Origin of the sequence: Massilia timonae, assembly GCF_001866515.1 — a bacterium.
In the GTDB taxonomy this organism is placed as follows: Bacteria; Pseudomonadota; Gammaproteobacteria; order Burkholderiales; family Burkholderiaceae_D; genus Telluria; species Telluria timonae.
Window position 1 is genome coordinate 2,859,684 of the sequence record NZ_JRYB01000001.1, and the last position, 22,643, is coordinate 2,882,326.

The 22,643-nt window shown below is 66.8% G+C and carries 22 protein-coding genes; 3 read left to right on the plus strand and 19 right to left on the minus strand.

Features of this window, described 5'->3' with window-relative positions; genetic code table 11:
* The gene (locus LO55_RS12300) at positions 1-2,028 is read right to left on the minus strand and encodes an AsmA family protein (protein ID WP_229410133.1); all 2,028 of its coding nucleotides are present in this window, start codon (positions 2,026-2,028) and stop codon (positions 1-3) included.
* A gap of 208 nt (positions 2,029-2,236) precedes the next feature.
* Between LO55_RS12300 and LO55_RS12305 the strand changes: the two genes are divergently transcribed.
* A complete protein-coding gene (locus LO55_RS12305; RefSeq protein WP_071361660.1) occupies positions 2,237-3,199 on the plus strand; it encodes a bifunctional helix-turn-helix transcriptional regulator/GNAT family N-acetyltransferase in 963 nt (320 codons plus the stop codon).
* On the opposite strand, the gene LO55_RS12310 is transcribed toward LO55_RS12305, so the two are convergent.
* The 14 genes from LO55_RS12310 to fliF form a co-directional block, all read right to left on the minus strand.
* On the minus strand, positions 3,196-4,107 hold the full coding sequence (locus LO55_RS12310) for an alpha/beta hydrolase (protein WP_071361661.1): 912 nt from the start codon (positions 4,105-4,107) through the stop codon (positions 3,196-3,198). The genes LO55_RS12305 and LO55_RS12310 overlap by 4 nt on opposite strands.
* A gap of 51 nt (positions 4,108-4,158) precedes the next feature.
* Positions 4,159-5,004 carry a flagellar biosynthetic protein FliR gene (gene fliR / locus LO55_RS12315; protein WP_071361662.1) on the minus strand — a complete coding sequence of 282 codons (846 nt, stop codon included), beginning with the start codon at positions 5,002-5,004 and terminating at the stop codon, positions 4,159-4,161.
* A 7-nt stretch (positions 5,005-5,011) separates the two neighbouring features.
* Positions 5,012-5,281, minus strand: a complete 270-nt coding sequence (fliQ, locus tag LO55_RS12320; RefSeq protein ID WP_005665867.1) for a flagellar biosynthesis protein FliQ — start codon at positions 5,279-5,281, stop codon at positions 5,012-5,014.
* A gap of 10 nt (positions 5,282-5,291) precedes the next feature.
* The gene (gene fliP, locus LO55_RS12325; protein ID WP_071361663.1) at positions 5,292-6,029 is read right to left on the minus strand and encodes a flagellar type III secretion system pore protein FliP; all 738 of its coding nucleotides are present in this window, start codon (positions 6,027-6,029) and stop codon (positions 5,292-5,294) included.
* Positions 6,019-6,723, minus strand: a complete 705-nt coding sequence (fliO, locus tag LO55_RS27000; RefSeq protein ID WP_229410134.1) for a flagellar biosynthetic protein FliO — start codon at positions 6,721-6,723, stop codon at positions 6,019-6,021. Before fliO ends, fliP begins: the two co-directional genes overlap by 11 nt.
* Positions 6,724-6,788: 65 nt before the next feature.
* Entirely contained in the window at positions 6,789-7,232 is a 444-nt protein-coding gene (gene fliN, locus LO55_RS12335; RefSeq protein WP_005665870.1) for a flagellar motor switch protein FliN, read from the minus strand.
* 61 nt (positions 7,233-7,293) lie between these two features.
* Positions 7,294-8,277 (minus strand): flagellar motor switch protein FliM, encoded by a 984-nt coding sequence (gene fliM / locus LO55_RS12340; protein WP_005665871.1) that lies wholly within the window; start codon positions 8,275-8,277, stop codon positions 7,294-7,296.
* Positions 8,278-8,300: 23 nt separating this feature from the next.
* The gene (gene fliL, locus LO55_RS12345; RefSeq protein WP_071361664.1) at positions 8,301-8,825 is read right to left on the minus strand and encodes a flagellar basal body-associated protein FliL; all 525 of its coding nucleotides are present in this window, start codon (positions 8,823-8,825) and stop codon (positions 8,301-8,303) included.
* 200 nt (positions 8,826-9,025) lie between these two features.
* Entirely contained in the window at positions 9,026-10,315 is a 1,290-nt protein-coding gene (locus tag LO55_RS27005) for a flagellar hook-length control protein FliK (protein WP_071361665.1), read from the minus strand.
* Between the two features lie 7 nt (positions 10,316-10,322).
* Positions 10,323-10,766, minus strand: a complete 444-nt coding sequence (fliJ, locus tag LO55_RS12355; protein WP_071361666.1) for a flagellar export protein FliJ — start codon at positions 10,764-10,766, stop codon at positions 10,323-10,325.
* A 36-nt stretch (positions 10,767-10,802) separates the two neighbouring features.
* Entirely contained in the window at positions 10,803-12,227 is a 1,425-nt protein-coding gene (fliI, locus tag LO55_RS12360) for a flagellar protein export ATPase FliI (RefSeq protein WP_005665876.1), read from the minus strand.
* Positions 12,227-12,967: a flagellar assembly protein FliH gene (locus LO55_RS12365; protein WP_071361667.1), complete on the minus strand. Its 741-nt coding sequence runs from the start codon at positions 12,965-12,967 to the stop codon at positions 12,227-12,229. Before LO55_RS12365 ends, fliI begins: the two co-directional genes overlap by 1 nt.
* Positions 12,967-13,971: a flagellar motor switch protein FliG gene (gene fliG / locus LO55_RS12370; RefSeq protein ID WP_005665878.1), complete on the minus strand. Its 1,005-nt coding sequence runs from the start codon at positions 13,969-13,971 to the stop codon at positions 12,967-12,969. Before fliG ends, LO55_RS12365 begins: the two co-directional genes overlap by 1 nt.
* Positions 13,964-15,664: a flagellar basal-body MS-ring/collar protein FliF gene (gene fliF, locus LO55_RS12375; protein ID WP_071361668.1), complete on the minus strand. Its 1,701-nt coding sequence runs from the start codon at positions 15,662-15,664 to the stop codon at positions 13,964-13,966. The genes fliG and fliF overlap by 8 nt, the downstream gene beginning before the upstream one ends.
* Positions 15,665-15,853: 189 nt before the next feature.
* Between fliF and fliE the strand changes: the two genes are divergently transcribed.
* Positions 15,854-16,231 (plus strand): flagellar hook-basal body complex protein FliE, encoded by a 378-nt coding sequence (gene fliE, locus LO55_RS12380; protein ID WP_005665880.1) that lies wholly within the window; start codon positions 15,854-15,856, stop codon positions 16,229-16,231.
* Between the two features lie 116 nt (positions 16,232-16,347).
* On the opposite strand, the gene LO55_RS12385 is transcribed toward fliE, so the two are convergent.
* On the minus strand, positions 16,348-16,575 hold the full coding sequence (locus LO55_RS12385; RefSeq protein ID WP_005665881.1) for a hypothetical protein: 228 nt from the start codon (positions 16,573-16,575) through the stop codon (positions 16,348-16,350).
* Positions 16,576-16,637: 62 nt separating this feature from the next.
* The gene (locus tag LO55_RS12390; protein ID WP_143054511.1) at positions 16,638-17,999 is read right to left on the minus strand and encodes a hypothetical protein; all 1,362 of its coding nucleotides are present in this window, start codon (positions 17,997-17,999) and stop codon (positions 16,638-16,640) included.
* A 308-nt stretch (positions 18,000-18,307) separates the two neighbouring features.
* On the opposite strand from LO55_RS12390, the gene LO55_RS12395 reads away from it, so the two are divergent.
* Positions 18,308-19,819 (plus strand): sigma 54-interacting transcriptional regulator, encoded by a 1,512-nt coding sequence (locus LO55_RS12395; RefSeq protein WP_071361670.1) that lies wholly within the window; start codon positions 18,308-18,310, stop codon positions 19,817-19,819.
* Here the strand turns inward: LO55_RS12395 and LO55_RS12400 are convergent.
* Together LO55_RS12400 and LO55_RS12405 are read right to left on the minus strand one after the other, a co-directional pair.
* Positions 19,793-20,203, minus strand: coding sequence for a hypothetical protein (locus tag LO55_RS12400; protein ID WP_005665884.1), 411 nt, complete (start codon positions 20,201-20,203; stop codon positions 19,793-19,795). The two genes, LO55_RS12395 and LO55_RS12400, sit on opposite strands and share 27 nt — an antisense overlap.
* Before the next feature lie 50 nt (positions 20,204-20,253).
* A complete protein-coding gene (locus LO55_RS12405) occupies positions 20,254-22,338 on the minus strand; it encodes a serine/threonine-protein kinase (RefSeq protein ID WP_071361671.1) in 2,085 nt (694 codons plus the stop codon).
* Between the last annotated feature and the right edge of the window lie 305 nt (positions 22,339-22,643).

Here is a 22,643-nt window from a genome sequence, read left to right on the forward strand (position 1 = left end):
TCAGCGCGCCGCTACCGGCTTCGGCGGCGTCTTCGCATTCACTTTCGGCGGCTTGGTCGCCTCCCTGATCTCGGCGCCGCAGTTGGTGTCCGGCGCCTTGTCGACGTTAATCAGCGGCAGCAGGGCGGCCAGCGGATTCACGGTGGCCAGCGCCACGGCGGCGCCGGCCTTCAGCGCCAGCGGACCCGCCTGCGGTCCGACCTTCGGCTCGGTGAAGGTGCCGCGCGCATACAGCGGCGTGCGCAGCGACAGCACGCGCGCGCCCTTGGTTTTCGGCCGCACGTCCAGGTCCAGGCGTTCGCTGGCCAGGTCGACGTAACCCGACATGTTCACCACCGCATCCTCGCTGTCGAGCACGAAGCGGTCGATGTTGGCGCGGCCATTGCGCACCGTGGTCTGGGCCGCCACGCAATTGAGCATCATCTGCTTGTCGCCGAAGATCTTGACGAAGATGGCGTTAGCCACGTTCAGGCCGGCCAGTTCGAGCATGAACTGGCTGACCGTGCCCTCGGTGACGACGGCATTGATTTCGCCGTGCGAGGTGCCCAGCATGGCCGCCACCGTATTGCCCTTGCCGGCCAGCACACCGTCGCCATTGACCTCACCGAAGCTGGCCTGCATCGACTGCAGCTTGGGGAACAGTTCGCGGATCTTGAGGCCGCGCGCCGCCAGGCGGGCCCCGGCGTCCAGCGTCTTGCCGCTGCCGTCGAGGCGGATGTTGGAGGTGATGCGTCCGCCCGCCATGCCGAAGCTGAGCGGGGTGAGGGTGAGCACCTTGTTCTTCATGCGGATGGTGGTCTCGAGGTCTTCCAGCGGAATGTCATGGGTGCGCACGATGCGCTTGCCGGAGAATTTGACGTCGGCATCCAGCGCTCCCCACTTCTCGGTATTGAACCCTTCCACCGGCAAGGCCTTGCCGGGCGGCGGCGCCTTGATGCGGCCCGCTTCCTTGGTGCCGGCGCCGGTGTCGGCGCCGACGGTCGGCCCCAGGTCGGCCAGGCGCAGTTGCTTGGAGGTCAGGGCGCCGCTCAGGAACGGGCGCGGCTTGCGCTGGGCATAGGTCAGGGTGCCGGCGAGGTCGCTGGCGCCGACCTTGCCGGTGAAGTCTTTATACGTGAAGCTCCAGAAGTCGCCGTCCTTCTTGCCCAGCAGTTCGCCGCGGGTCGAGTAGGGCGGGGTTTCCGGCAGCAGCACGCCGGTCAGGCCGTACAGGTCGGCCATGCTGGCGCCGGCCAGCTCCATCTTGAGGGCGAAGCCGGACGGCGAGCGCGGATCGCGCACCACGCCGCGCAGGCCGAGCTTGTTCTGGCCGGCGCTGGCCTCGGCCTCGATCGGGAAGGTGATGTCTTCGCCGGTCAGCGACAGCACCGCGCCGGCCTTGCCGCCGCCCGTGATCTTCGCCTTGTTGTAGGTGCCCGACAGGGTGAAGGCCAGGCCGTACGGCGGCACGCCCGCGGCCGGCGCAGGCTGCTGGCCGTCGATCGTGCGCGCGTCCGCGCGCAGGTCGATGCCGAGCGGCTCGTCCGCATAGCGCAGCTTGCCGCTGTTGAAGGACAGGCGCTGGATGTCGACATTCCACTGTGACGGGCCGTTGTCCTTGAAGGTCCAGGAGTTGCGGCCATCCTCGAGCCGCTGCACGGCGATGTCGGGGGCCGCCAGACGCAGGTCGGTGATGACGACGTCCTTGCGCAGCAGCGGCAGCACGTGCAGGCCCACCTCGACGCGCTGCGCCCCGGCCATTTGCGGGCCGACCGTGCTCCAGGTCGGGTTGCTCATGGTGACGTCGTTGGCGCTGATGTACGGGCGCGGCACGTAGCGTCGCCAGCCGCGTTCGCTGTCCAGTCCGCGCTGGAACTTGACGTCCAGGTCGCCTCGGATCGCGAATTCACGGCCCGTGGTTTCCGATATCTTGCGGTTGATATACGGCCGCAGCATATTCCAGTCGAACAGCAGGAAGAAGAGGATCACGATGACCGTGATTCCAAGCAGGATCCAACCGACGATCTTGAGAGGTCTAGATGTTTTCATGTCGATAGCGGCCACATGCATGGCTTGGTGGAGGCGCTACGCCCTGGGATGTTCAGGCTACCCCTGCCGTGCGCTTTTGTTTGTTGGCTAAGTAGCATTACGGGCCAAAAGGTGGCGTTTCAGGCATGCGGCATCGAAGGGTGAGAAGCGTTGACGATCCGGTCGGCACGAATATACACTGTTATATATCGCGTTATGGAGATTGCCGATGTCGGATTTATTGAAAGAGCTGGGCCCGACCTTCCTGGGCAGCCGCCTGAAGCGCCTGGGCGAACGGATGCAGGCGGGCGCCGCCAGGGTCGCGTCGGATGCGGGCTTGCCGGTGCAGCCGGCCCACATGCCGCTGCTGGCCGCGCTCGACGGCCAGGCGCTGACCATCGGGCAACTGGTCCAGGTGGTCGGCGTCAGCCAGCCCGGCATCACGCGCGGCATCGGCCAGTTGGCCGACCTGGGCCTGGTCGAGTCGCAACAGGACAGGGACGGCGATGGGCGCCAGCGCACCATTTCGCTGACCTCCGAGGGCAATGCGGTGCTGGCGCGCGCCAAGCTGTATGTGTGGCCGCAGATCGGCGAGGCGGTCAAGACCTTGTTCGGCGGCCGGCCTGAAGAGTTCATGGAGCAGATCGCCGCCATCGAGGCGGCGCTGGCGGAGCATTCCATTGATGCGCTGGCCGCGCGCTCGGCGCCGCAGCTTCTCACGATCCACGAGTTCAGCGACGAGCTGGCAAGTCACTTCCACGACATCAACGCCGAATGGATCAACGCCATGTTCAAGCTCGAGGCGACCGACCGCGAGGTGCTGGAAAATCCGCGCGCGAAGATCGTCGATCCGGGCGGCGCGATCCTGTTCGTGGAAGCGCGCGGATTGGGCATCGTCGGCACCTGCGCGCTGCAAAAGACCGGCGCGCGCAGTTTCGAGCTGACCAAGATGGGCGTGCGCGAAAGCGCGCGCGGCCTGAAGGCCGGCGAATTCCTGCTCGAGGCGATGATCGCCCGCGCCATAGGGCTCGGGGCCGAGCCGCTCTACCTGCTCAGCAACGCCAGGTGCGCCGCCGCCATCCACCTGTACGAGAAGCTGGGTTTCGAACACGACGCCGGCATCATGGCGGACTACGGCGCGCGCTATGCGCGCTGCGACGTGGCGATGCGCTACCGCGCGCCGGCGCGCTAAGCGAGGAAAAACTCCAGCCCGCGCGCCATGGCCGGGAACATCGCCGAGCCATGGTTCTCATGCGCCAGCAGGTGGAACCGGACCCGTGCCAGCGTCTGGTCCGCCTGCAGCCGGTCGGCGAGTTCGCGCGCCTCGTCGACCATGCGCCGCCTGGCCGCGACCGCCTGGCGGCCTTCCAGCGCGGCGCCGTTCGCCGCCGGCTGTTCCAGCTCGCCCACGGCCAGCATCAGGGAGGGTTTCGACGGCAGGGAAGCAAGGCGTTTGGCGAATCCCTCCATGCCCGTCAGCACCCTGCGTTCGCCATACCAGATCGACGGGCTGGCCGCGAGATAGGTCTGGAACATGGCGGGGCGGCTGAACAGCGCGTGCAGCGTGCACAGGCCGCCGTACGAATGCCCGTACAGCGCCTGGCGCGCCGGGTCGAGCGGCGCCAGCGTCGCCACCAGCGGTTTCAGTTCTTTTTCGATGAAGTCGAGGAACAGGTCGGCGCCGCCTTCGGCCGCCGGTCCCGCCTTGCCGGTCGGCGGCGTGTAATCGCGGCCGCGCGCGCTGCTGTAGGGCTGGTCGCCGGCATAGCCGATGCCGACAATTACCGGTGGCGTCTGGCCGGTGACGCGGCTGCGCACGCCGGCGCTGCGCGCCATGAGCGCCAGGGTCGGGAAGGTGGCGTTGCCGTCCAGCGCATACAGCACCGGATGCCCCGCGGCGGGCGCCGCGCCGGGCGGCACGGCGACGAAGATGCGGTAGTGCTGGCCGGTGATGGCGGATGTCAGGTCATGTTGCCGGGCCAGCGGCAGGGTGGCGGTCTGCCACCCTTCGGCGGCGCGCGCCAGCGGCGCGGCGAGGCCGGCCAGGGTGGTGACGGCGGCGGCGCCGAGCAGGCGGCGGCGAAGCAGGGAATCGGGCATATGCAACAAGATGAATGAGAATTATTCTCATTCTAACCTTGTTTCCTCTGATCAGCCAGGCGCAGGCACCACCGGCGCCGGTTGCGCCGGCGCCGCTCCCGCCGTTCCCGGCTGTGGATTGCCGGCGCGCGGCAGCGACCGGGTGGTTTCGATGCCCTGGTTGAACAGGTTGACGATCGGCGCGCTGAGGTAGGGCAGGGCCAGGCTCAGGGTCAGGAAGCCCACGCCCAGCGTGATCGGGAAACCGATGCCGAAGATGTTCAGCTGTGGCGCGGCGCGCGTCAGGATGCCGAGGGCGACTTGCGTGATCAGCAGGGCGGCGATGATCGGCATCGCGATCTGCAGGCCGGCCGAGAAGATGCGTCCGCCCCAGCGCGCCAGTTCCAGCGCCGCGTTGGACGAAAACGGCGTCTCGGTGATCGGCATGGTGACGAAGCTTTCGGCCAGCGCCTCGAGCAGCACCAGGTGCCCGTTCACGGCCAGGAAAGCCATGGTCGCGACCAGGGCCATGAACTGGCTGATGGCCGACGAACGTCCGCGCGTGCTGGGATCGAAGAACATGGCGAAGCCCAGGCCCATGGTCTGGCTGGCCACCTCGCCCGCGTACTCGACGGCGGCGAACACGAGGCGCATGGCGAAGCCCATCGCCAGCCCGATGATCATTTCCTTGACCAGGATGAGCAGGCCTGCCCACGAGGTTGGATCGGCTGCCGGCACCGCCGGCACCAGCGGCGCGATCACCAGCGCCAGGAACACGCCGAGCAAGACCTTGACGCGCAGCGGCACGCCGGCGTTGCCGAACAGCGGCGCGGCGGCGATCAGCCCCAGGATGCGCGACAGCGGCCACAGCAGGCCGGCGATCCAGGCGTTGATCTCGACCGAGGTCAGCGTCAGCACGCGGGCCTTACCCGATCAAGCCCGGAATCCCGGTGAACACCTGGCGCATGTAGTCGAGCATCACCGACAGCATCCACGGCCCGGCCACCACCAAGGCGACGAACACGCCGACCAGCTTCGGGATGAAGGACAGGGTCGCTTCGTTGATCTGGGTCGCGGCCTGGAAGATGCTGATGATCAGGCCGATGATCAGCGCCACCAGCAGCAGCGGGGCCGAGATCATCAGCGTCACTTCCATGGCCGTGCGGCCCATCGTCATCACGCTTTCGGGTGTCATGGCCGCCTCCTCAGTAGAAACTCTGGGACAGCGAGCCCAGCAGTAACTGCCAGCCGTCGACCAGCACGAACAGCATCAGCTTGAACGGCAGGGCGATGACGGCGGGCGACATCATCATCATGCCCATCGCCATCAGCACCGACGCCACTACCATGTCGATGATCAGGAAGGGGATGAAGATCGCGAAGCCGATCTGGAACGCCGTCTTCAGTTCGCTGGTAACGAAGGCCGGAATCAGGACCCGCAGCGGAATGTCTTCGGGCCCCTGCAGCGCTTCGGAACGCGAGATCTTGACGAACAGCGCCAGGTCGGACTGGCGCGTCTGCTTGACCATGAATTCCTTGAGCGGCACCGCGCCGCGGTTCATGGCCTCGGTCATCTGGATCTCGTTGCGCTGCAGCGGCAGGTAGGCCTCGCTGTAGATGCGGTCGAACGTCGGTCCCATCACGAAGAAGGTCAGGAACAGCGCCAGCCCCACCATCACCTGGTTCGGCGGCGCGGTCTGGGTGCCCAGCGCCTGGCGCAGCAGCGACAGCACGATGATGATGCGGGTGAACGCCGTCATCATCAGCAGCGCGGCCGGCAGGAAGGTGAGTGAGGTCAGCAGCAGCAGGGTCTGGACCGGCAGCGAGTACGACGTGCCGCCGCCCGGCGCCGGGCTGCTCTGGAATGCCGGGATGCCGGGCTGGGCCGCCGCGATCAGCGGCAGGGCCAGTGCGCCGGCCAACAAAAGGTGTTTAGCTCGCATTGCGTTTGTCGATCGTCTTCTTGAGCCAGTCCGCGAAGTGATTGGCCGGGAGTGCGCCGTGGGCGGCGGTCGGGGCCAGTTCGCCTTCCTGGCGCGGCATGGTGTGCAGGGCGTTGACGCGGCCCGGCGCGGCGCCGACCACGATCCACTGGTCGCCGACTTCGACCACCATGATGCGTTCGCGACCGCCCAGGTTCAGGGCGCCGACCACGCGCAGGTTGGCGCTGCCGCCGCTCATCTTGGGACCGAAGCGTTTCATCATCCAGGCCAGGCCGGCCAGCAGGCCGAGCACCAGCGTCAAGGCCATGATGGTCTTGAGCAGGCCGCCCGCGCCGGGGCTGGCGGTGGACGAGGTGGGCATCGACGATGGCGTCGAGGCCGGCATCGATACGCGCGGGGCTTCGCTCAGCGGCGCGGTGGACGCCGGCGACACGGGCGCGGTGGAAACCGGCGGGGTGGTGTCAGTGCTTGCGGCGGCATCGCCGGGCAGCGGGGCGGTCGGCGGGGCTTTCGCGGTGGGTGTGGTCGCCGGGGCCGGCACGGCCGGCGCCGGCGGGCGGCCGGTGGTGGTTTCGCCGGGGCGGCGTGGCGTTTCGGAGTCCGCGTGGGCGGCCGGGGCCGGCGCGGTCGACGTGTCGGTCGCCGCGCTCTGCTGGGCGAAGGCGACGACGGGAGCGAACAGCAATGCCGCCAACCCTACGCCTGCGTATCCGGTGACAGGAGTGCGATCGAAAAACAGGGCAGGGGCGCGGCGCGGGGTCATTTATTCAGTTTGCGAATCCGTTCAGATGGCGTGATGATATCAGTGAGTCGGATCCCGAACTTGTCATTCACGACCACCACCTCGCCCTGGGCGATCAGGCAGCCGTTGACCAGCACGTCCATCGGCTCGCCGGCCAGGCCGTCCAGCTCGACCACCGAGCCCTGCGCCAGTTGCAGCAGGTTCTTGATGGCGATCTTGGTGCGGCCCAGTTCCACCGTCAATTGCACCGGGATGTCGAGAATGAAGTCGATGTCGTTCGGCGTCTCGTTGCGCGCGCCCTTGTTCGAGAAATCCTTGAACACGGCGGCAGCCGCGGCCGGGGCGGTCGCCTGCTGCTGTTGCTGGCGCTCGAGCGCCGCGGCTTCGGCCGCGGCCTGCTCGGCGATCGCCGCGCCCCAATCGTCGTCGATGTGGTCCTGGTCTTCCTGGTTGTCCGACATGGTGTTCTCCTGTATTGCTTCTTGCTTCGGCCGGCGCCCTGCGCCTGGCCAATCATATCGATTACTTGCTGAAGGTGTCGCTATTGGCGAGCAGCTTCTCGACCTTCAGCGCATATTGCCCGTTGTGCACGCCGTAACTGCAATCCATCACCGGCACGCCGTCGACCGTGGCCTGCAGCATGTCGGGCACCACGATCGGGATCACGTCGCCGATCTTCATGTTCAGGATCTCGTCGAAGTTCGCCTTGCCGTTGCCCAGCACCGCGACCAGCTCGACCTCGGCGACCTGGATCTGTTGCGTCAGCAGGCGCACCCAGCGCTTGTCGACTTCCAGCGCCTCGCCCTGGATGCTCGAGGTCAGCGCGTCGCGGATCGGCTCGATCATCGAGTAGGGCATGCAGAAGTGGATCTGGCCCGACACCGAGCCCAGCTCGACCGTGAAGGTGCAGGACACCACGACTTCGTTCGGGGTCGCGATGTTGGCGAACTGCGTGTTCATCTCGGAACGGATGTACTCGAACTCGATCGGATAGACCGGCTCCCACGACTTGCCGTAGGCCTCGAACACGATGTCGAGGATGCGCATGATGATGCGCTGCTCGGTCTGGGTAAAGTCGCGGCCCTCGACGCGGGTGTGGAAGCGCCCGTCGCCGCCGAACAGGTTGTCCACCAGCAGGAACACCAGGCCCGGATCGAACACCATCAGGGCGGTGCCGCGCAGCGGCTTCATGTGGATCAGGTTCAGGTTGGTCGGGACCACCAGGTTGCGGATGAACTCGCTGTACTTGGAGACCCGCACCGAGCCGACCGAGACCTCGGCGCTGCGGCGCAGGAAGTTGAACAGGCCGACCCGCAGATACCTGGCGAAACGCTCGTTGATGATCTCGAGCGTCGGCATGCGGCCGCGCACGATGCGCTCCTGCGTTGCCAGGTTATAGGTGCGTACCCCCGAGGTGTCTTCAGGCGTCGCAATGTCGTCCTGATCGCCGTTGACCCCTTTTAAGAGGGCATCGACTTCTTCCTGTGAGAGGAAATTATCGGCCATGTTTCTTCGTGTTTACTGAATGCTTACTGGATGATAAACGAAGTGAATAATACGTCGGACACTTCCTGTTCGTCGCCATGTTTCTCGAACGGCTCGGTGATCGCCGCCTGGATTTCGGACGCCAGTTGCTGCTTGCCCTCTACCGTATTGATTTCGGACGCTTTTTTGCTCGACAACAGGAGCAGCACGCGGTTGCGCACGATCGCCATATTGTCTTTTACCATGGTCGCCTGTTCGGCGCCGTCGACCTGCAGGGTGAACTGTACCTGCAAATACTGCTCGCCGTTCTCGGGCTGCAGATTGACGGTGAAGGCCTCGATCGGCACGTATTCCGGCTTGGATTCCGGATCTTTCTTTTTCTTCTTCTTGGTTTCCTTGGCCGGGGCTTCTTCTTCGCCATGGGCGGCCGAGGACTGGCTGAAATACCAGCCGCCGCCGGCGCCCGCGCCAAGCACGAGGATCGCGGCGAGGATCATGATGATGAGCTTTTTCTTCGAGCCGGCCGGTGCCGCTGCTGCAGCCGGGTCCGCTTTCGGATCAGCTTTCATTTTCGGATTCGCTTTCAAAATAGGTCTTCAGTGCTGGTTAATGGGTACAACATTATGGCATTGTCGCGGAAAGATGCACCCGGGCAAGCCTAGAAAAGAGGGAGGAAGAGGCAGTAAATCCGGAATTGTTGCAGGCGCGCGATGACGGAATGGAAAAGGGCGGCCGTCGGGCCGCCCCTTGCGCGCCGTCCCGGCCGGGATTACGCGAACAGGTCGACCATTCCGCGCTCGCCCAGGCCCACGGTGCGGGTGCGCGGCGCGACTTCGTTCACCGCGGCCTCGCCCTCGTTGCCGGCGCCAGCGCCGGCCAGGTTGCCATTGGCGCCCGTGCCGCCGGACGCACGGCGTTGGTCATCCTGCTGCTGCTGGCGTGCGCCGGCGTCGACCGTCGCGTTATTCAGGGCGATGCCGCTTTCACTCATCATCTCGCGCAGGCGCGGGAGGGCGTTTTCCAGCGCCTGGCGCACTTCCAGCTGCTCGGCCGAGAAGGCCACGCTGGCCTGGTCGTTGCTCACGTTGAGCACGATCTGGACCGGGCCCAGGTCGGGCGGGTTCAGGGTCAGGGTGGCGGCCTGCTCCTTGCCGACCATGTAGACGATGCGCTGGCTGACCTGGTTGTCCCAGGCCTGGCTGCCGACACGGGCCGGGATGCGGTCGCCCGGCACGGCGGCCGGGTTGCCGACCGCGTCCGCCATCTTGGCGGCCTGGGCCTGCAGCTGGGCCAGCGGGGCCGGGGCTTCCTCGACGGCCGTTGCCAGTTGCTGCTGGCTTTCGCGCAGCTGGGTCTGGAACTGGGCGGCATCCTGCTGGCCTTCCGGCAGCGCGCCGGTCTGGACCTGGGGCGCGTTCGGGTCGACCGGGGCACGCTGCACGCCGGCGGCCAGCGAGACGCCTTTGCCGAGCTCGTCGGTGACGGCGGCGCCGGCCGCGGCGTCACCGGCCGCGCTGCCGGCCGCGCCGGTCATGTGCTCCAGCGCGCTTTCCAGCGCCTTCGATTGCAGGTCGCCGGCAGCGGCGGCGTCAAGCGGCACGGCAGCGGCGTCGGCGCTTGCGGGCCTGGTCAGGCTGGCCATGAAGGCCAGCATGTCGGTGACCGGCGTCGTGGCCGCGGCGGCGGCTTCGGCCGCGCCTTCGGCCGCGCCGGATTCTTCCGCGCCCTCGGCGGACGCGGTCTTCGCTTCGCCTTCGTGGCTGGCCGGCTTGACGCCGGCCTTGGCCTGTTCGCGCACCGGCTCGCGGTTGGCGGGCTTGTCGGCGGCATTCGGTTTCGATTGCTGCTGCTGCGCGGCCGGCTTCGGCTGCTGGGCAGCCGGGGTCGGCGCCTGCGGCTGCGGCGCCTGCTGGCGCGCCGCCAGTTCGCGCGCCAGGGTGGCGCCGAAGGCGCCATTGTTGCGTGCGCTGTCGGCCAGCCGGTCCTGACTCGCACTGCGTGGCGCGCTGGCATTGGCGCCCGTGGTCTGGAACAGGAGATTCGTGGTCTGCGTCGTCATGATTCGCTCAGCGTTGTTTGTAGCGGGCGCCACGCGCCGCGTGGTCGTCCATCAGTTTCTGGTCGCGCTTGTTCTGCACCTTGAGCGCTTCGCTCGCGGCGCGTTCGTTCAGCGTGCGATACGACAAGCGCTTGCGTTCGCTTTCCTGCAAAGTCTTGCGCTCGGATTCCGCCTTGAACTGGGCATGCTTCAATACGTCGCGCTGGCCATTCAAGGCATGGTCCAACTTGCCAATAAAGGCAACGAAGTTGTGGTACGCGAAAGGCGTGATGCCGGCCACCTGGGCGGCATCGAGCTTGCGCGCGTATTCGTCGCGGTAGCCGACCAGCATTTCCAGCTTCTGTTCGGCTTCCTCGACCAGTTTGTTGGCCGCGCCCAGGCGCTTGGCGGCAGCATCGGAATCCTTCTGCGCCAGGTCGATCAGTGTTTCAAGTGCGGATAATTGGGCCATGGTGCAGCGATTTTAACGCTGAGCAATTCTCGCCGATCAGTTGAATAGCGAGGAAAGTTGCCCCAAGCTCTGGGGAAGCGTGGCGTTGTCGTGAATTTCCTGGCACAGGAATTCTTCGATGGCCCCATGCTTCGCGATGGCCTGGTCGAGCACCGGATCGCTGCCGGCGGCATAGGCGCCGACATTGATCAGGTCGCGCGAGCGTTGATAGCGCGAATACAATTGTTTGAGCTTGCGCGCCGCCAGCTGGTGTTCGTGGGTCGTGATCGAGTGCATCGCCCGCGAAATCGACTGCTCGATATCGATCGCCGGATAATGCCCGGCCTCGGCCAGGTGGCGGTTGAGCACGATGTGGCCGTCGAGAATACCGCGCGCCGCATCGGCGATCGGATCCTGCTGGTCATCGCCCTCGGACAGCACGGTATAGAAGGCCGTGATCGAGCCGCCGCCCTCCAGGCCGTTGCCGGCCCGTTCCACCAGCACCGGCAGTTTTGCAAACACCGATGGGGGATAACCCTTGGTGGCCGGCGGCTCGCCGATCGCCAGCGCGATCTCGCGCTGCGCCATCGCATAGCGGGTCAGCGAATCCATGATCAGCATCACGTTCTTGCCCTGGTCGCGGAAATGCTCGGCGATCGCCGTGGCGTAGGCCGCCCCCTGCAGGCGCAGCAGCGGCGGCGAGTCGGCCGGGGCCGCCACGACGGCCGAGCGGGCGCGGCCTTCAGGGCCCAGGATCTGGTCGATGAATTCCTTGACCTCGCGGCCGCGTTCGCCGATGAGTCCGACCACGATGACGTCGGCTTCGGTATACCGGGCGATCATCCCAAGCAGCACCGATTTGCCGACGCCGGTGCCCGCGAACAGGCCCAGGCGCTGGCCGCGGCCCACGGTCAGCATCGCATTGATGGCGCGCACGCCGACGTCGAGCGTGTCCTTGATCGGCGCGCGGTCGAGGGGATTGACCGGCCGCGCATTGAGCGGCCCCACCTCGCTCGTGCCGAGCGGGCCGAGGCCGTCGAGCGGGCGGCCGGCGCCATCGACCACGCGGCCCAGCAGCTGCATGCCGACCGGCAGGTGGCGCGCGCGGTCTTGCGGACGCCGGCGCCCGTGCGGCACGGTGCCCGGCGGCGGCAGCACGCTCTCGACCGGGAAGACGCGCGAACCGGGCACCACGCCTTCGGTATCGCTTTGCGGCATCAGGAACAGGCGTTCGCCCTCGAAGCCGACCACTTCGGCCTCGATGAAGCCGCTGGCGGTGGGGATCGTGGCGGCGGCGCCGACCGCGAGGCGCAGGCCGACGCATTCCATCACCAGCCCGGCCACGCGCGTGACGCGGCCCGACACTTGCAGCGGATCGGCGAAGCTGACCAGGGTGTCGCAGTCGCGCAGATAGGATTTCCAGCGCCCGGTGTGCGGGTCGCCGCTGCCCGTGCCTTCCTGGTGGTGCTGGTGGTCGTCCATCAGTCGCCCAGCCATTCGACGTTGGCGCCCAGCGCGTGGGTCAGGCGGTTCCAGCGGGCCGCGGCTTGGGCGTCGATCTGGTTAGTGGCGGTCTCGACCTTGCAGCCGCCGCGCGCGATTGAACCGTTCTCGACGATGCGCCAGCCGCCCTTGCTCAATTCTTCGGCCATGCCATGGCGCACCAGTTCGGCATCCAGCGGGTTCAGGGTGAGCACGGCCGGCTGTTGCAGCACGGGCAGCTGGTCGATGGCGTCGCGCACCACCGACAGGATCAGTTCGGGACGCACGTCGAAACCGGTGCGCACCATGCCGCGCGCCAGGCGCAGGGCCAGTTCCAATACGTCGCGGGAGATGGTCTCGTTGGCCTGGGCGATGGCGTCGCCGAAGCTGGCGGCCACCTGGCGCAGCTGCTCCAGCTCGGCCGCGGCTTCGCGCTGGCCAGCCTCGGCGCCTTCGGCGTAACCTTGTGCGCGGCCCTCGTGATGGCCCTGGGCGCGGCCTTCTTCCAGCCCTTGCGCGAAGCCTTCCTGGCGCGCCGCTTCGCGCATCGCTTCCAGTTCTTCGACGCTCGGCAGATTGAATCCCGGCGGCAGGGCGGACGTGGCGTCAGCAGAAGGGGAGGCGCTCGACGCCGCCGCGGCCTCGGCCGCGCGGCGTGCGAGCGTGCTGGGACGGTCGTCGCCGAACGACGCCATTTCCCAGCGCTGGTAGGCGCTCTGCTGTTCTTTCGGTATTGCCATCAGACGAACGAATCCTCACCTTTTCCGCCCAGCACGATCTGACCTTCGTCCGCCAGGCGGCGCACGATCTGCAGGATCTGCTTCTGCTGCGATTCTACTTCGGACAGGCGCACCGGACCCTTCGATTCCAGGTCTTCGCGCATCATCTCGCTGGCACGCTGCGACATATTCTTGAAGATCTTCTCGCGCAGGTCCTGCGAGGCGCCCTTGAGCGCGATGATCAGCATCTCGGACTGCACTTCACGCAACAGCAACTGGATGCCGCGGTCGTCGATGTCGATGATGTTGTCGAACACGAACATCTCGTCCATGATCTTCTGCGCCATGTCGTTGTCGTAGTTCTTGATATTGTCCATCACGGCTTGCTCTTGCTCGCCGCTCATGAAGTTCAGGATCTCGGCCGCGGTGCGCACGCCGCCCAGCGAGGACTTCTTGATGTGTTCATTACCCGACAACAGCTTGGTCAGCACGTCGTTCAGCTCGCGCAGGGCGGCCGGCTGCACGCCGTCCAGCGTGGCGATGCGCAGCACGACGTCGTTGCGCAGTCGTTCGGTAAAGTTTGCCAGAATTTCGCAGGCCTGGTCGCGCTCGAGGTGGACCAGGATGGTGGCGATGATCTGCGGGTGCTCGTTACGGATCAGCTCGGCCACCGAGACCGAGTCCATCCACTTCAGGCTTTCGATGCCGGATGCGTCCTTGCCGCCGAGAATGCGGTTCAGCAAGACTGCGGCCTTGTCGTCGCCCAGCGCCTTGGTCAGCACCTGGCGGATGTACTCGTCCGAATCGAGGCCGACGGTCGAGTGCAGATTGGTCTCTTCGACGAACTCTTCGAGCACCGTGACCACCTGGCCGTGCTGCACCGCCTTCATCTGCGCCATCGCCGCGCCCAGCTTGAGCACTTCGCGCGGGCCGAGGAACTTCATCACCTCGGCCGCTTCGGCTTCACCCAGGGCCAGCATCAGGATTGCCGCCTTGTTCGTGCCGTCCTTGTCTTTATCACTCATTTGAACCCAACCATGCCTTGATGACGTTTGCGACGATGCGCGGATCTTCGTTTGCCAGGTCTTTCGCCAATTTCAGGTTGGCGCGGTAACCCATGTCCCGGCGAATCTTCTCTTCTTCCTCGAGGTCTTCCTCGTCTTCCTCGGCCTCCTCTTCGCCTTCCTCGCCTTCGGCCTTCTCGTCTTCCTTCGGCTCTTCCGGGATGGCGGTGGCTTCGTCGAACTTCTTGATCGCCGGACGCAGCAGCGGTCGCAGGAAGCGGTAGTACAGGAAGGCGATCACGGCGAACACGAAAGCGTAGCGGGCCAGGTCCTTGAACAGCGGCATATTCGCCGGGTCACGCCACCAGTCCGGTTCTACCACCGGATCGGCCGGCTTGTCCACACCGTCGAACGGTGCGTTGGTCACGTTCAGGGTGTCGCCGCGGGCCTGGCTGTACCCCATCGCCTGCTTGACCAGCTCATTGATCTGGGCCACTTCGTTGGCCGCGAGCGGACGCACGGTGACCTTGCCGGTGGCCGGGTCGACGATGCGGCGGTAGTTCACCACCACGCCGACCGTCAGGCGCTTGATGCCGCCCATCGGACGCTGTTCGTAGCGGATGGTCTTGTCGACTTCGAAATTGGTGGTTGAATTCTTGGTGCTCGGGCCCGTCGCGGCAGGCGCTTCGGCCGGCGGCTCGCCGTCGATCGGCGCGGTGTTCACGCCCGGCGGCTGGTTCGACAGCGCGCCCGGGATGCCCGACGGGCCGGCGCCGGCGCCTTGCGTTTCCGAGGTCTGCTGGCTGCGGATGGCCTGCGGCTCGGGCGGCGAGTTCGGCTTGTACATCTCGGCCGCGGTATCGACCTGGGCGAAGTCCACCTCGGCGGTCGCTTCGGCGCGCACATTGCCCTCGCCGACCAGCGGCTTGATGATCGATTCGACCTGCTTGATGATGTTCTGCTGGACCTGGTCGACGTATTTCAGCTGGGTCGGGTCCAGGGTCTTGCCGCCCGCGCCCTTGTTGGCCTGCTCGGACAGCAGGGTGCCGTTCTGGTCGACCACGGTCACGTTGCCGATGGTCAGTTCAGGCACGCTGGACGCGACCAGGTGCGAGATGGCGCTGACCTGGCCCTGGTCCAGGGCGCGGCCCGGCTGCAGGTTGAGCAGCACCGAGGCGGTCGGCTTTTGCTGGTCGCGCACGAACACGGACGGCTTCGGCAGCGCCAGGTGGACGCGCGCGGCGCTCACCGAGCCCAGCGACTGGATCGAACGCGCCAGCTCGCCTTCGAGCGAGCGCTGGTAATTGACCTGTTCCAGGAACTGGGACACGCCCAGCTTCTGGTTTTCCATCAGCTCGAAGCCGACATTGCCGCCCTTCGGCAGGCCTTGCGCGGCCAGCTTCAGGCGCAGGTCGTGGATCTGCTCGGCCGGCACCAGGATCGCGCTGCCGCCTTCGGAAAACTTGTACTGCACCCCCATCTGGTCGAGCGAGGCGGTGATGGCGCCACCGTCGCGGTCGCTGTAATTGGAGAACAGCACGCGATACTCGGGCGCCTGGCTCCACATCCAGACAGCGATCATCAGCGCCAGGATCAGCGCGATGCCGCCGCCGATGGCGACGCGCTTGCCCATGGTCGTCTGGAAAAACGACGGGGGCGCAGCCGGGGGCTGGCCCTGGGTGGTGTCGAGAAGGTCTTCCGCAGTTGCTGCCATGTTCGATGGATTCAGGTGAATGGGTGGGGACAGGCAGCATTATGGAGCCCTGGGGCAACATTCAAACCCCGAAATAGGGGGCGTTTACCGCTTTAACTCGTACGTGAAATGGGCGCCCGCGCTGCTATTCTGCTTTCCTGAGTGCATTTGTAGGTGATTCTACAAGGCAATAACATGCAGGAGGGTAACATGAGTATTGGCGGTATCGGCGGCATCGACAGCAGCCGCATCCAGGCCATGATGGAGCAGTTGAAGGCGGCGGCCACCAAGCCGGAGTCGGCGGGCCCGGTCGCCCCTGGTGGGCTCGGCAATGCCAGCGCGGTGGGCGGCAAGTCCGCGGTCAAGCTCGACTTCGCGGAAGCCTTGCACAATTCCTTGCAGGGCGTGAGCAACCGCTCGGCCGAGGCGCAGGCGCTGAGCCGGCGCTTCACCATGGGCGACGACACGGTCAGCCTGTCGGACACCATGGTCGCGATGCAGAAATCGAGCATCGCCTTCCAGGCGACGGTGCAGGTGCGTAATAAACTGGTGTCGGCCTATCACGACATCATGAACATGCAGGTGTGATGCCGGCGGCGGGACGTCGAGCCAGGCCAGTCATGGCCGACCGTCCCGTGGTGCCGGAGGCGCCGGGAGACTTCTGCGAGCAGAAATCCCCGGGCGTCCTCCGGCAGCGCTGCTTCCTAGATCTGCTCGACGTTCCCGCCGGTGGGAACGCCCTGGCCGGACTTGTAGGCCCCCAGTTCCACGTCCCCGACGGGCACCCGGTTGGTGGTCGCATAAGCCACCTGGGCCGCCTGGGTGAAGGCGCCGCTCTCGACGTGCGACACGTGCGGCTGGGTCTGGCGCCGGTAGTAGGTGATTGCCGGCAGCCTGCCGGAACTGGTTTTCTGGGTCATGTAAAGAGGCATGTTATCTCCATAATGCCTGAAGAGCGAAGGGGTTGAAGGAAGCGCCGTGGCCGATGGCGTGCTCAGGCGCTTTTACCCATGGTGATCGGCACCACGGCGATGACCTTGGGCGAGTTGGTGTTGTCGGTGATGGTGATCGAGGTCTTGTCGGAGGACATCGTCACATCCTGGCTGAAGCTGCTGGCGCCTTGCGACATATTGGCCTGGGCGCTCCAGCAGAAGCCGCCGATGGAAATGCTGCTCGCGCTGTTCTGCGACATCTTCGAGAACAGCGCCTGGATGCTCTGGGTGTCCGACGTCAGGGTCACCGAGGGCTTGAGCACCACCAGCAGCTTGCCGGCGCGCAGGTTCAGGATGCCATCGGGGCCGAACAGCTGCTTGTTGGCCAGGGCCGAGGTCGGCGAAACCTGGTCGTAGAAGTCGGCCACGATGCTCGAATCGAACCAGGCCCCGGGGACGATCGAAAACAGCTGGGCAGCCTGCGCGGTATAGGTCATGGTCATGCCCTGGACCAGGCTCGTGTAATCCTGGGCGTCGCTCGATTGCGAATACGAGGTCGAGGCCGAACCGCCCCAGAAGAATGCGTCGTAGGTGCCGGACGCCGAGACGTCCAGGAAGCTGCTGACCACCAGGTTGCTGCTGTTGGAATCGTCGAGCTTGATGGTCATCGAGATCTGCGGCGGCGCGCTGCTGGCCAGCGTCTGGAGTGCGCTCACGTACCAGTCGTTGAGGCCGGGCGTGATGACGTACGCCGGCTGCAGGTTGCCGGATGGATCGGCGATGCCGTTGCCCGCCGCGGGGCTCAGCACCACCTTGGCCTGGGCGCCGGAAATGGTCTGGTAGTCCGGGCCGCCGACCTGCTCCAGGGCCTGGTTGTACAGGGTAACCTGGGCGGAGACCGCGTTCTGGGCACTGGTGATCACCTGGTTCCAGCCGTTCTGCTGATACCACTGGGTATAGGTGGACTGGGCCGACGGCGGCAGGCTGGACTGGGCCGTGTTGAAGGCGACCCAGGCGGTCATGCAATTGGTGGTCGTCGTCGACAGCGCCTTCTGGGCAGCGATGACCTTGGCCCCATAGCCGTCGGCGATCTGCTGCAGGGCCGGATTCCCGCCCTTGAGGGCGATGGCGAACAGGAAGGCCTTGTACTGGTCGTAGAAATTCATCGACGACGGCGCGTACGACGGCGACCATGCCGGCATGACGTTGGCCCAGTTCTCCAGCCCGCTTACCACGGTGCTGCCCGGCACCGGCGGGGTGCCGGCGGCAGCCGGCAGGCCGGTCACGTCCATGTACTGCCAGTCGGCGTTGGTGAGCCCGCCGGTGGGCATCAAGGTTTTCGGGTCGAGGCCGGCCCCGGCGCTAGACGAGTTCAGTCCCTGGACGAATTTTTGCCACATGATGCTTGCTTGATTGACAGCCATGATCGTTCTCCAGAAAGTTGCGAGGACTTCGTATGTTCCCCAGTGGTTGGAATGGACCGGCGTCAAGCTGCCGGCCGGTGCGGCCGCCAGCGCGGTCCGCAGGCCATCTATCGCAAGGGGTGTGCCAGCGCCGCACGCAAGGCTGTCGCGCGCATGAAGAGGCGATTTCATGCGCGGCGCATGCGAACAGGGCGTTATGTGGCTGGTTTACCGCTTTCGGGATTGTCAAGGGAGTGTAAAATTGACTTCCTGTTTCCACGACATATACATTGCCAGGGACCCGGACATGGCCGCTGTGAGGATCGCGCATGCATGACCTCAATGACGCCCGTACGCTGACCGCGCCGTTGATGCACGCGGACGGCGCCGCCAGCCGTTTACTGACCCTGACCATCCTCTGGCATCCGGACGCCGCCCGCATCGGCGAGCAGTGCATCGCCAGCGCGCCCGGCGGCGTGCTGGAACTGAGCCGCTACGCGCCGCTGTTCAGCCGTCCCGGCGCCGCAGGCCTGCCGCTCGGGCATGGCGCCATCTCGCGCGAGCCGCTGCGCATCGTGCGCGTCGGCGACGGCGTCTCGCTGCAGGCGCCGCTGAGCCGCATGACCACCGAATTGAATGGCCGCGAGATCGGCGCCGGCGTGGCGCTGGACCACGCCGACCTCGAACGCGGCCAGGTGATCGCGCTGGGGCGGACCGTGCTGCTGTGCCTGCACTGGAGTACGGTGCTGCCGAAAGCGAACGAGGTGCGCGGCCTGCACGGCGTCGGCAGCGCCGCCGTCATGCTGCGCGACCAGATCCGCATGGTGGCCCGCAGCGATCTGCCGGTGCTGTTGCTGGGGGAAACCGGGACCGGCAAGGAAGTGGTGGCGCGCGCCATTCATGCGCTCGGCGCACGCGCCGACGCCAGGCTGGTGACGGTCAATATGGCGGCCCTGAACGAGTCGCTGGCCGCGGCTGAACTGTTCGGCGCGGTCAAGGGCGCCTACACCGGCGCCCAGGGCGAGCGCAAGGGGCTGTTCGGCGAAGCCAACGGGGCGACCCTGTTCCTCGATGAAATCGGCAACGCCCCCGCCTGTGTCCAGCCGATGCTGCTGCGGGTGCTGGAGGGCGGCGACTATCGGCCGCTGGGATCGGCGCAAGAGCTGCGCTCGACCGCGCGCATCCTGGCGGCGACCGACCAGCGCCTGGACGGCTCGCACTTCAACCAGGCCTTGCTGCGCCGTCTGGAAGGCGTGGTCATCCAGTTGGCGCCGCTGCGCAGCCGGCGCGAGGACATCGGCGTGCTGATCCGGCAGCTGTATCCGGCCGACGATGGGCGCGTGGACCTGCCGTGTTCACTGGTGGCCGAACTGGCGTGCTACGACTGGCCGGGCAATGTGCGCCAGCTGGCGCGCGTCCTGCAGCGCGCCGCGCTGATGGTCAGGAGCGGCGTCACGCCGCGCTTCGACCAGCTGGTGCAAGAGCCGCCCGCGGCCGATGCCGGCAAGCTCGCGGGGGCGCGCGCGGCGCGCCGCAAGCCCTCCGCGCTGAGCGACGATGAACTGGTCGCGGCGCTGTCGCGCCACGGCTGGATCCTGCGCAGCACCGCCGAATCGCTCGGCATCTCCCGTCCCAGCCTGTACAAGCTGCTCGACCGGCACCCGTTGATCCGGCGCGCCGAGGGCATCGAGGCCGGGGAGATCGGCCGTGCCTGGGCGGGGGCGCAGGGCGACGTCGAGCGCTGCGCCGCGGCCCTCAAGACACTGGCCGCGCCGCTGCGCCGCCAGCTCAACAAACTGGGGCTGCTGGAGCGTTCAGGCGCGAATCGAACCGACCTGTAGCTCCGGATCGGGCACGAAATAGAACGAGGTGGTGCTGTCCGCGTGGGCCACGGTAAACGCGATGCTGAATCCCCACAGCCCGGTCGACGTGCCGACCTTGAGCTTCATTGTCTGGCTCAGGTCGATCAACGCGCCTTCCTCGAACGGCGCGCCCTTGGTCTGGTCGGACTGGGAGCCGGACAGCAACACCGATTGCACCACGGCGCCGCCGCTGTCGTCGGCCTCGGGCTGGATGGAGAAGGCGATGCTGTCGCTGGTGTACACCTTGCAGGTGTCGATGTCATCGGCGCCATCGAATTTCCAGCGGATCTGGCGGTCCGCCTTGCTGTAGTAAACCTGGAAGGTGTGGTCGGTGGTCGGAACTGGCTGACTGATTTCGCTCATGGTATCGCCTTTCTGGTGGAAGAAACGGACAGGATTGGGGCAAGGAGAGTTCAGGGATGGCGGTAGCGCAGGTCGCGCCGCAGTGCCAGCAGGTCGGGTTCGGCGTCGATGAAGGCGGCGGGATATCCCAGCCGCCGGGCGCTGGCGATCGATTCCAGCGCCAGCTCGCGCTCGCCCAGCAATTCACGCACCAGGCCGGCGCGGAACTGCACGTCGGCGCTGCGGGGCGCGAGCTTTGTAGCGCGCGCCGCCAGCTGCATGCCCGCGTCCCGGTCGCCGCTGCGGGCGGCGTACAACCCCATGCGCGAGACCAGGGTCGCATCGTGCGGCGCGCGCTGCAGGATGGGCGCGAGCAGGCGGCGCGCTTCGCCGTAGGCCTGGCGGGCCTCGGCCTCGCGTCCCGGAATCCAGAGCAGGGTATCGGCCAGGTTGGCCCAGTTGAGGTATTCGCCCGGCGCCCCGCGCACCGGCGACACCGCATGCTCGAAGGCGGCGGCGGCGCCGACGTAGTCGCCGCGCAGGAACAGCGCGTTGCCGAGGTTGGCGTACAGGGTGGCGCTCGGGCGCACCTGCAATCCCTGCTGCAGCACGCGCAGGGCCTCGTCGGCGCGGCCCTGGCGCAGGAGGGCGGCATTCAGGTTGGCATAGCCGGCGACCGCGTCGGGCTGCAGGGCGATGCTGCGGCGGAAGGCCCGCTCGGCGCCGGCATGATCGCCGCGCTCGTAGAGCAGGCTGCCCAATTCGTCGAAGAACACGCGCTCGCGCGGAAAGCGGGCCTGGGCCAGCCGCAGCGTCTCGAACGCCTGCGCGTCGCGCCCGGCGTGGCGCAGCAGTTGGGCCTTGCCGTACCAGGCGAAGAAATCGGCCGGGTCGAGCTGCAGCGCGCGCTCGAAGGCCTGTCCGGCGCGCTCGTGCTGTCGCTGGCTGGCGAGCACCCAGCCGCGGGCGATGTGCGCCAGCGCCAGCTGATCGTTCAGCTTCATGGCTTGCTGGGCGCTGGCGTCGGCCTTGCGCAACCACACCTCGTCCTGGGTGTCGCCGCGGTAGCGCAGCGTCTGCACCAGCGCCATGCCGGCCGCCGCCGCCGCATGGCCGCCGTCGCCTGCCAGCAGCGCGCTGAAGTGACGCTCGGCCGCGTCCAGGCTGCCGGGACGGTCGAAATGCTTCAGGGCCGCCAGCCCCCGCTGCATCGCGAGCGCGGGCGAATCGACCGGCGCGGGCGCCGCCGAACGGACCGGCGCGCGCGCCGCGGATTCGGTCCCGAGCCACCCAATGCCGCCCGCCAGCACGAGCGCCAACAGCATCGCCACCGGGCCCTGCCAGCGGCGGCGCGGCGACGGCGGCGGATGCGGCGCGTCCAGGGGCGCGATCCCGGCCAGCCGCTGCGCCACCTGCGCCATGCCGGGCAGCCGCTGCGCCGGCTGTTGCGCCGTCATGTCCCGGATCAGGGCCACCAGCGGCGCATCGATGGTCTCGGGATAGTGCCAGCTGGCCGAGCTCGACTGCATATGCGCGGCCGCCAGCGCCAGGCCGCTGAGGTGGCTGTGCGGGCGCGTTCTGGCCAGCAGTTCGTACAGCAGCACGCCGACGGCGTAGATATCGCACAGGGCATCTGCGCGGTGTCCGAGCAGGCGTTCCGGCGCCATGTAGGCGATGGTCCCGACCGGCCCGGTCGATTCGACCGCGCCGGTGGCCAACTGGTCGCAGCGCGAGGCCAGGCCGAAGTCGAGGATCCGCACCTTCCCGGATGGCTCGATCATCAGGTTGGAAGGCTTCAGGTCGCCGTGCACCAGGCCTGCCGCGTGGGCATCCTGCATGGCGGCGGCGATCTGGCCGATCCAGTCGAGCGCCGTGGCGCGGGCGATGCGAATTTTCTGGGCCAGTTGCCCGATGGTGCGGCCCTGCACCAGTTCCATCACGATCGACGCGCCGGACGCATCCTCTTCGATGGCATACACGGTGACGAAAGACGGGTGGTGCAGCGACGCCGCCATGCGCGCTTCATGCAGCGGGTCGGCGTGGGCGGCGGCATGGGCGGCGCGTTCGATGCGCTTGATCGCCACGCTGCGCTGCAGCTTGTTGTCCCAGGCCTCGTACACCTCGCCATAGCCCCCGGCGCCGAGGCGCGCGCCCAATTCGTAATGGCTGGGAAGCGCCGTGCTTGCCGGTAGCGCCTCCGCTGGCATTTCGCTGAGAGAGCAGAGCTTTGCGATCATGGAAAGTCGCGCATGGTTATCGAGTGGGGCGCCGGCGCACCTTATGCCAGGCGCCTGTCATGGCCGTTACAGCGATCTCGCGCGGTCAGCGGCAGGATGTTTTCCGCTACATGAGCACCCGAAATTTCGGAACATCAAGATCAAGGTGCATAGTACGTAAAACCGGCTCCAGGGAAAATTTTGTCGGATTGACCGTTGATTTTTATCAAAAGCTGGCGATCCCA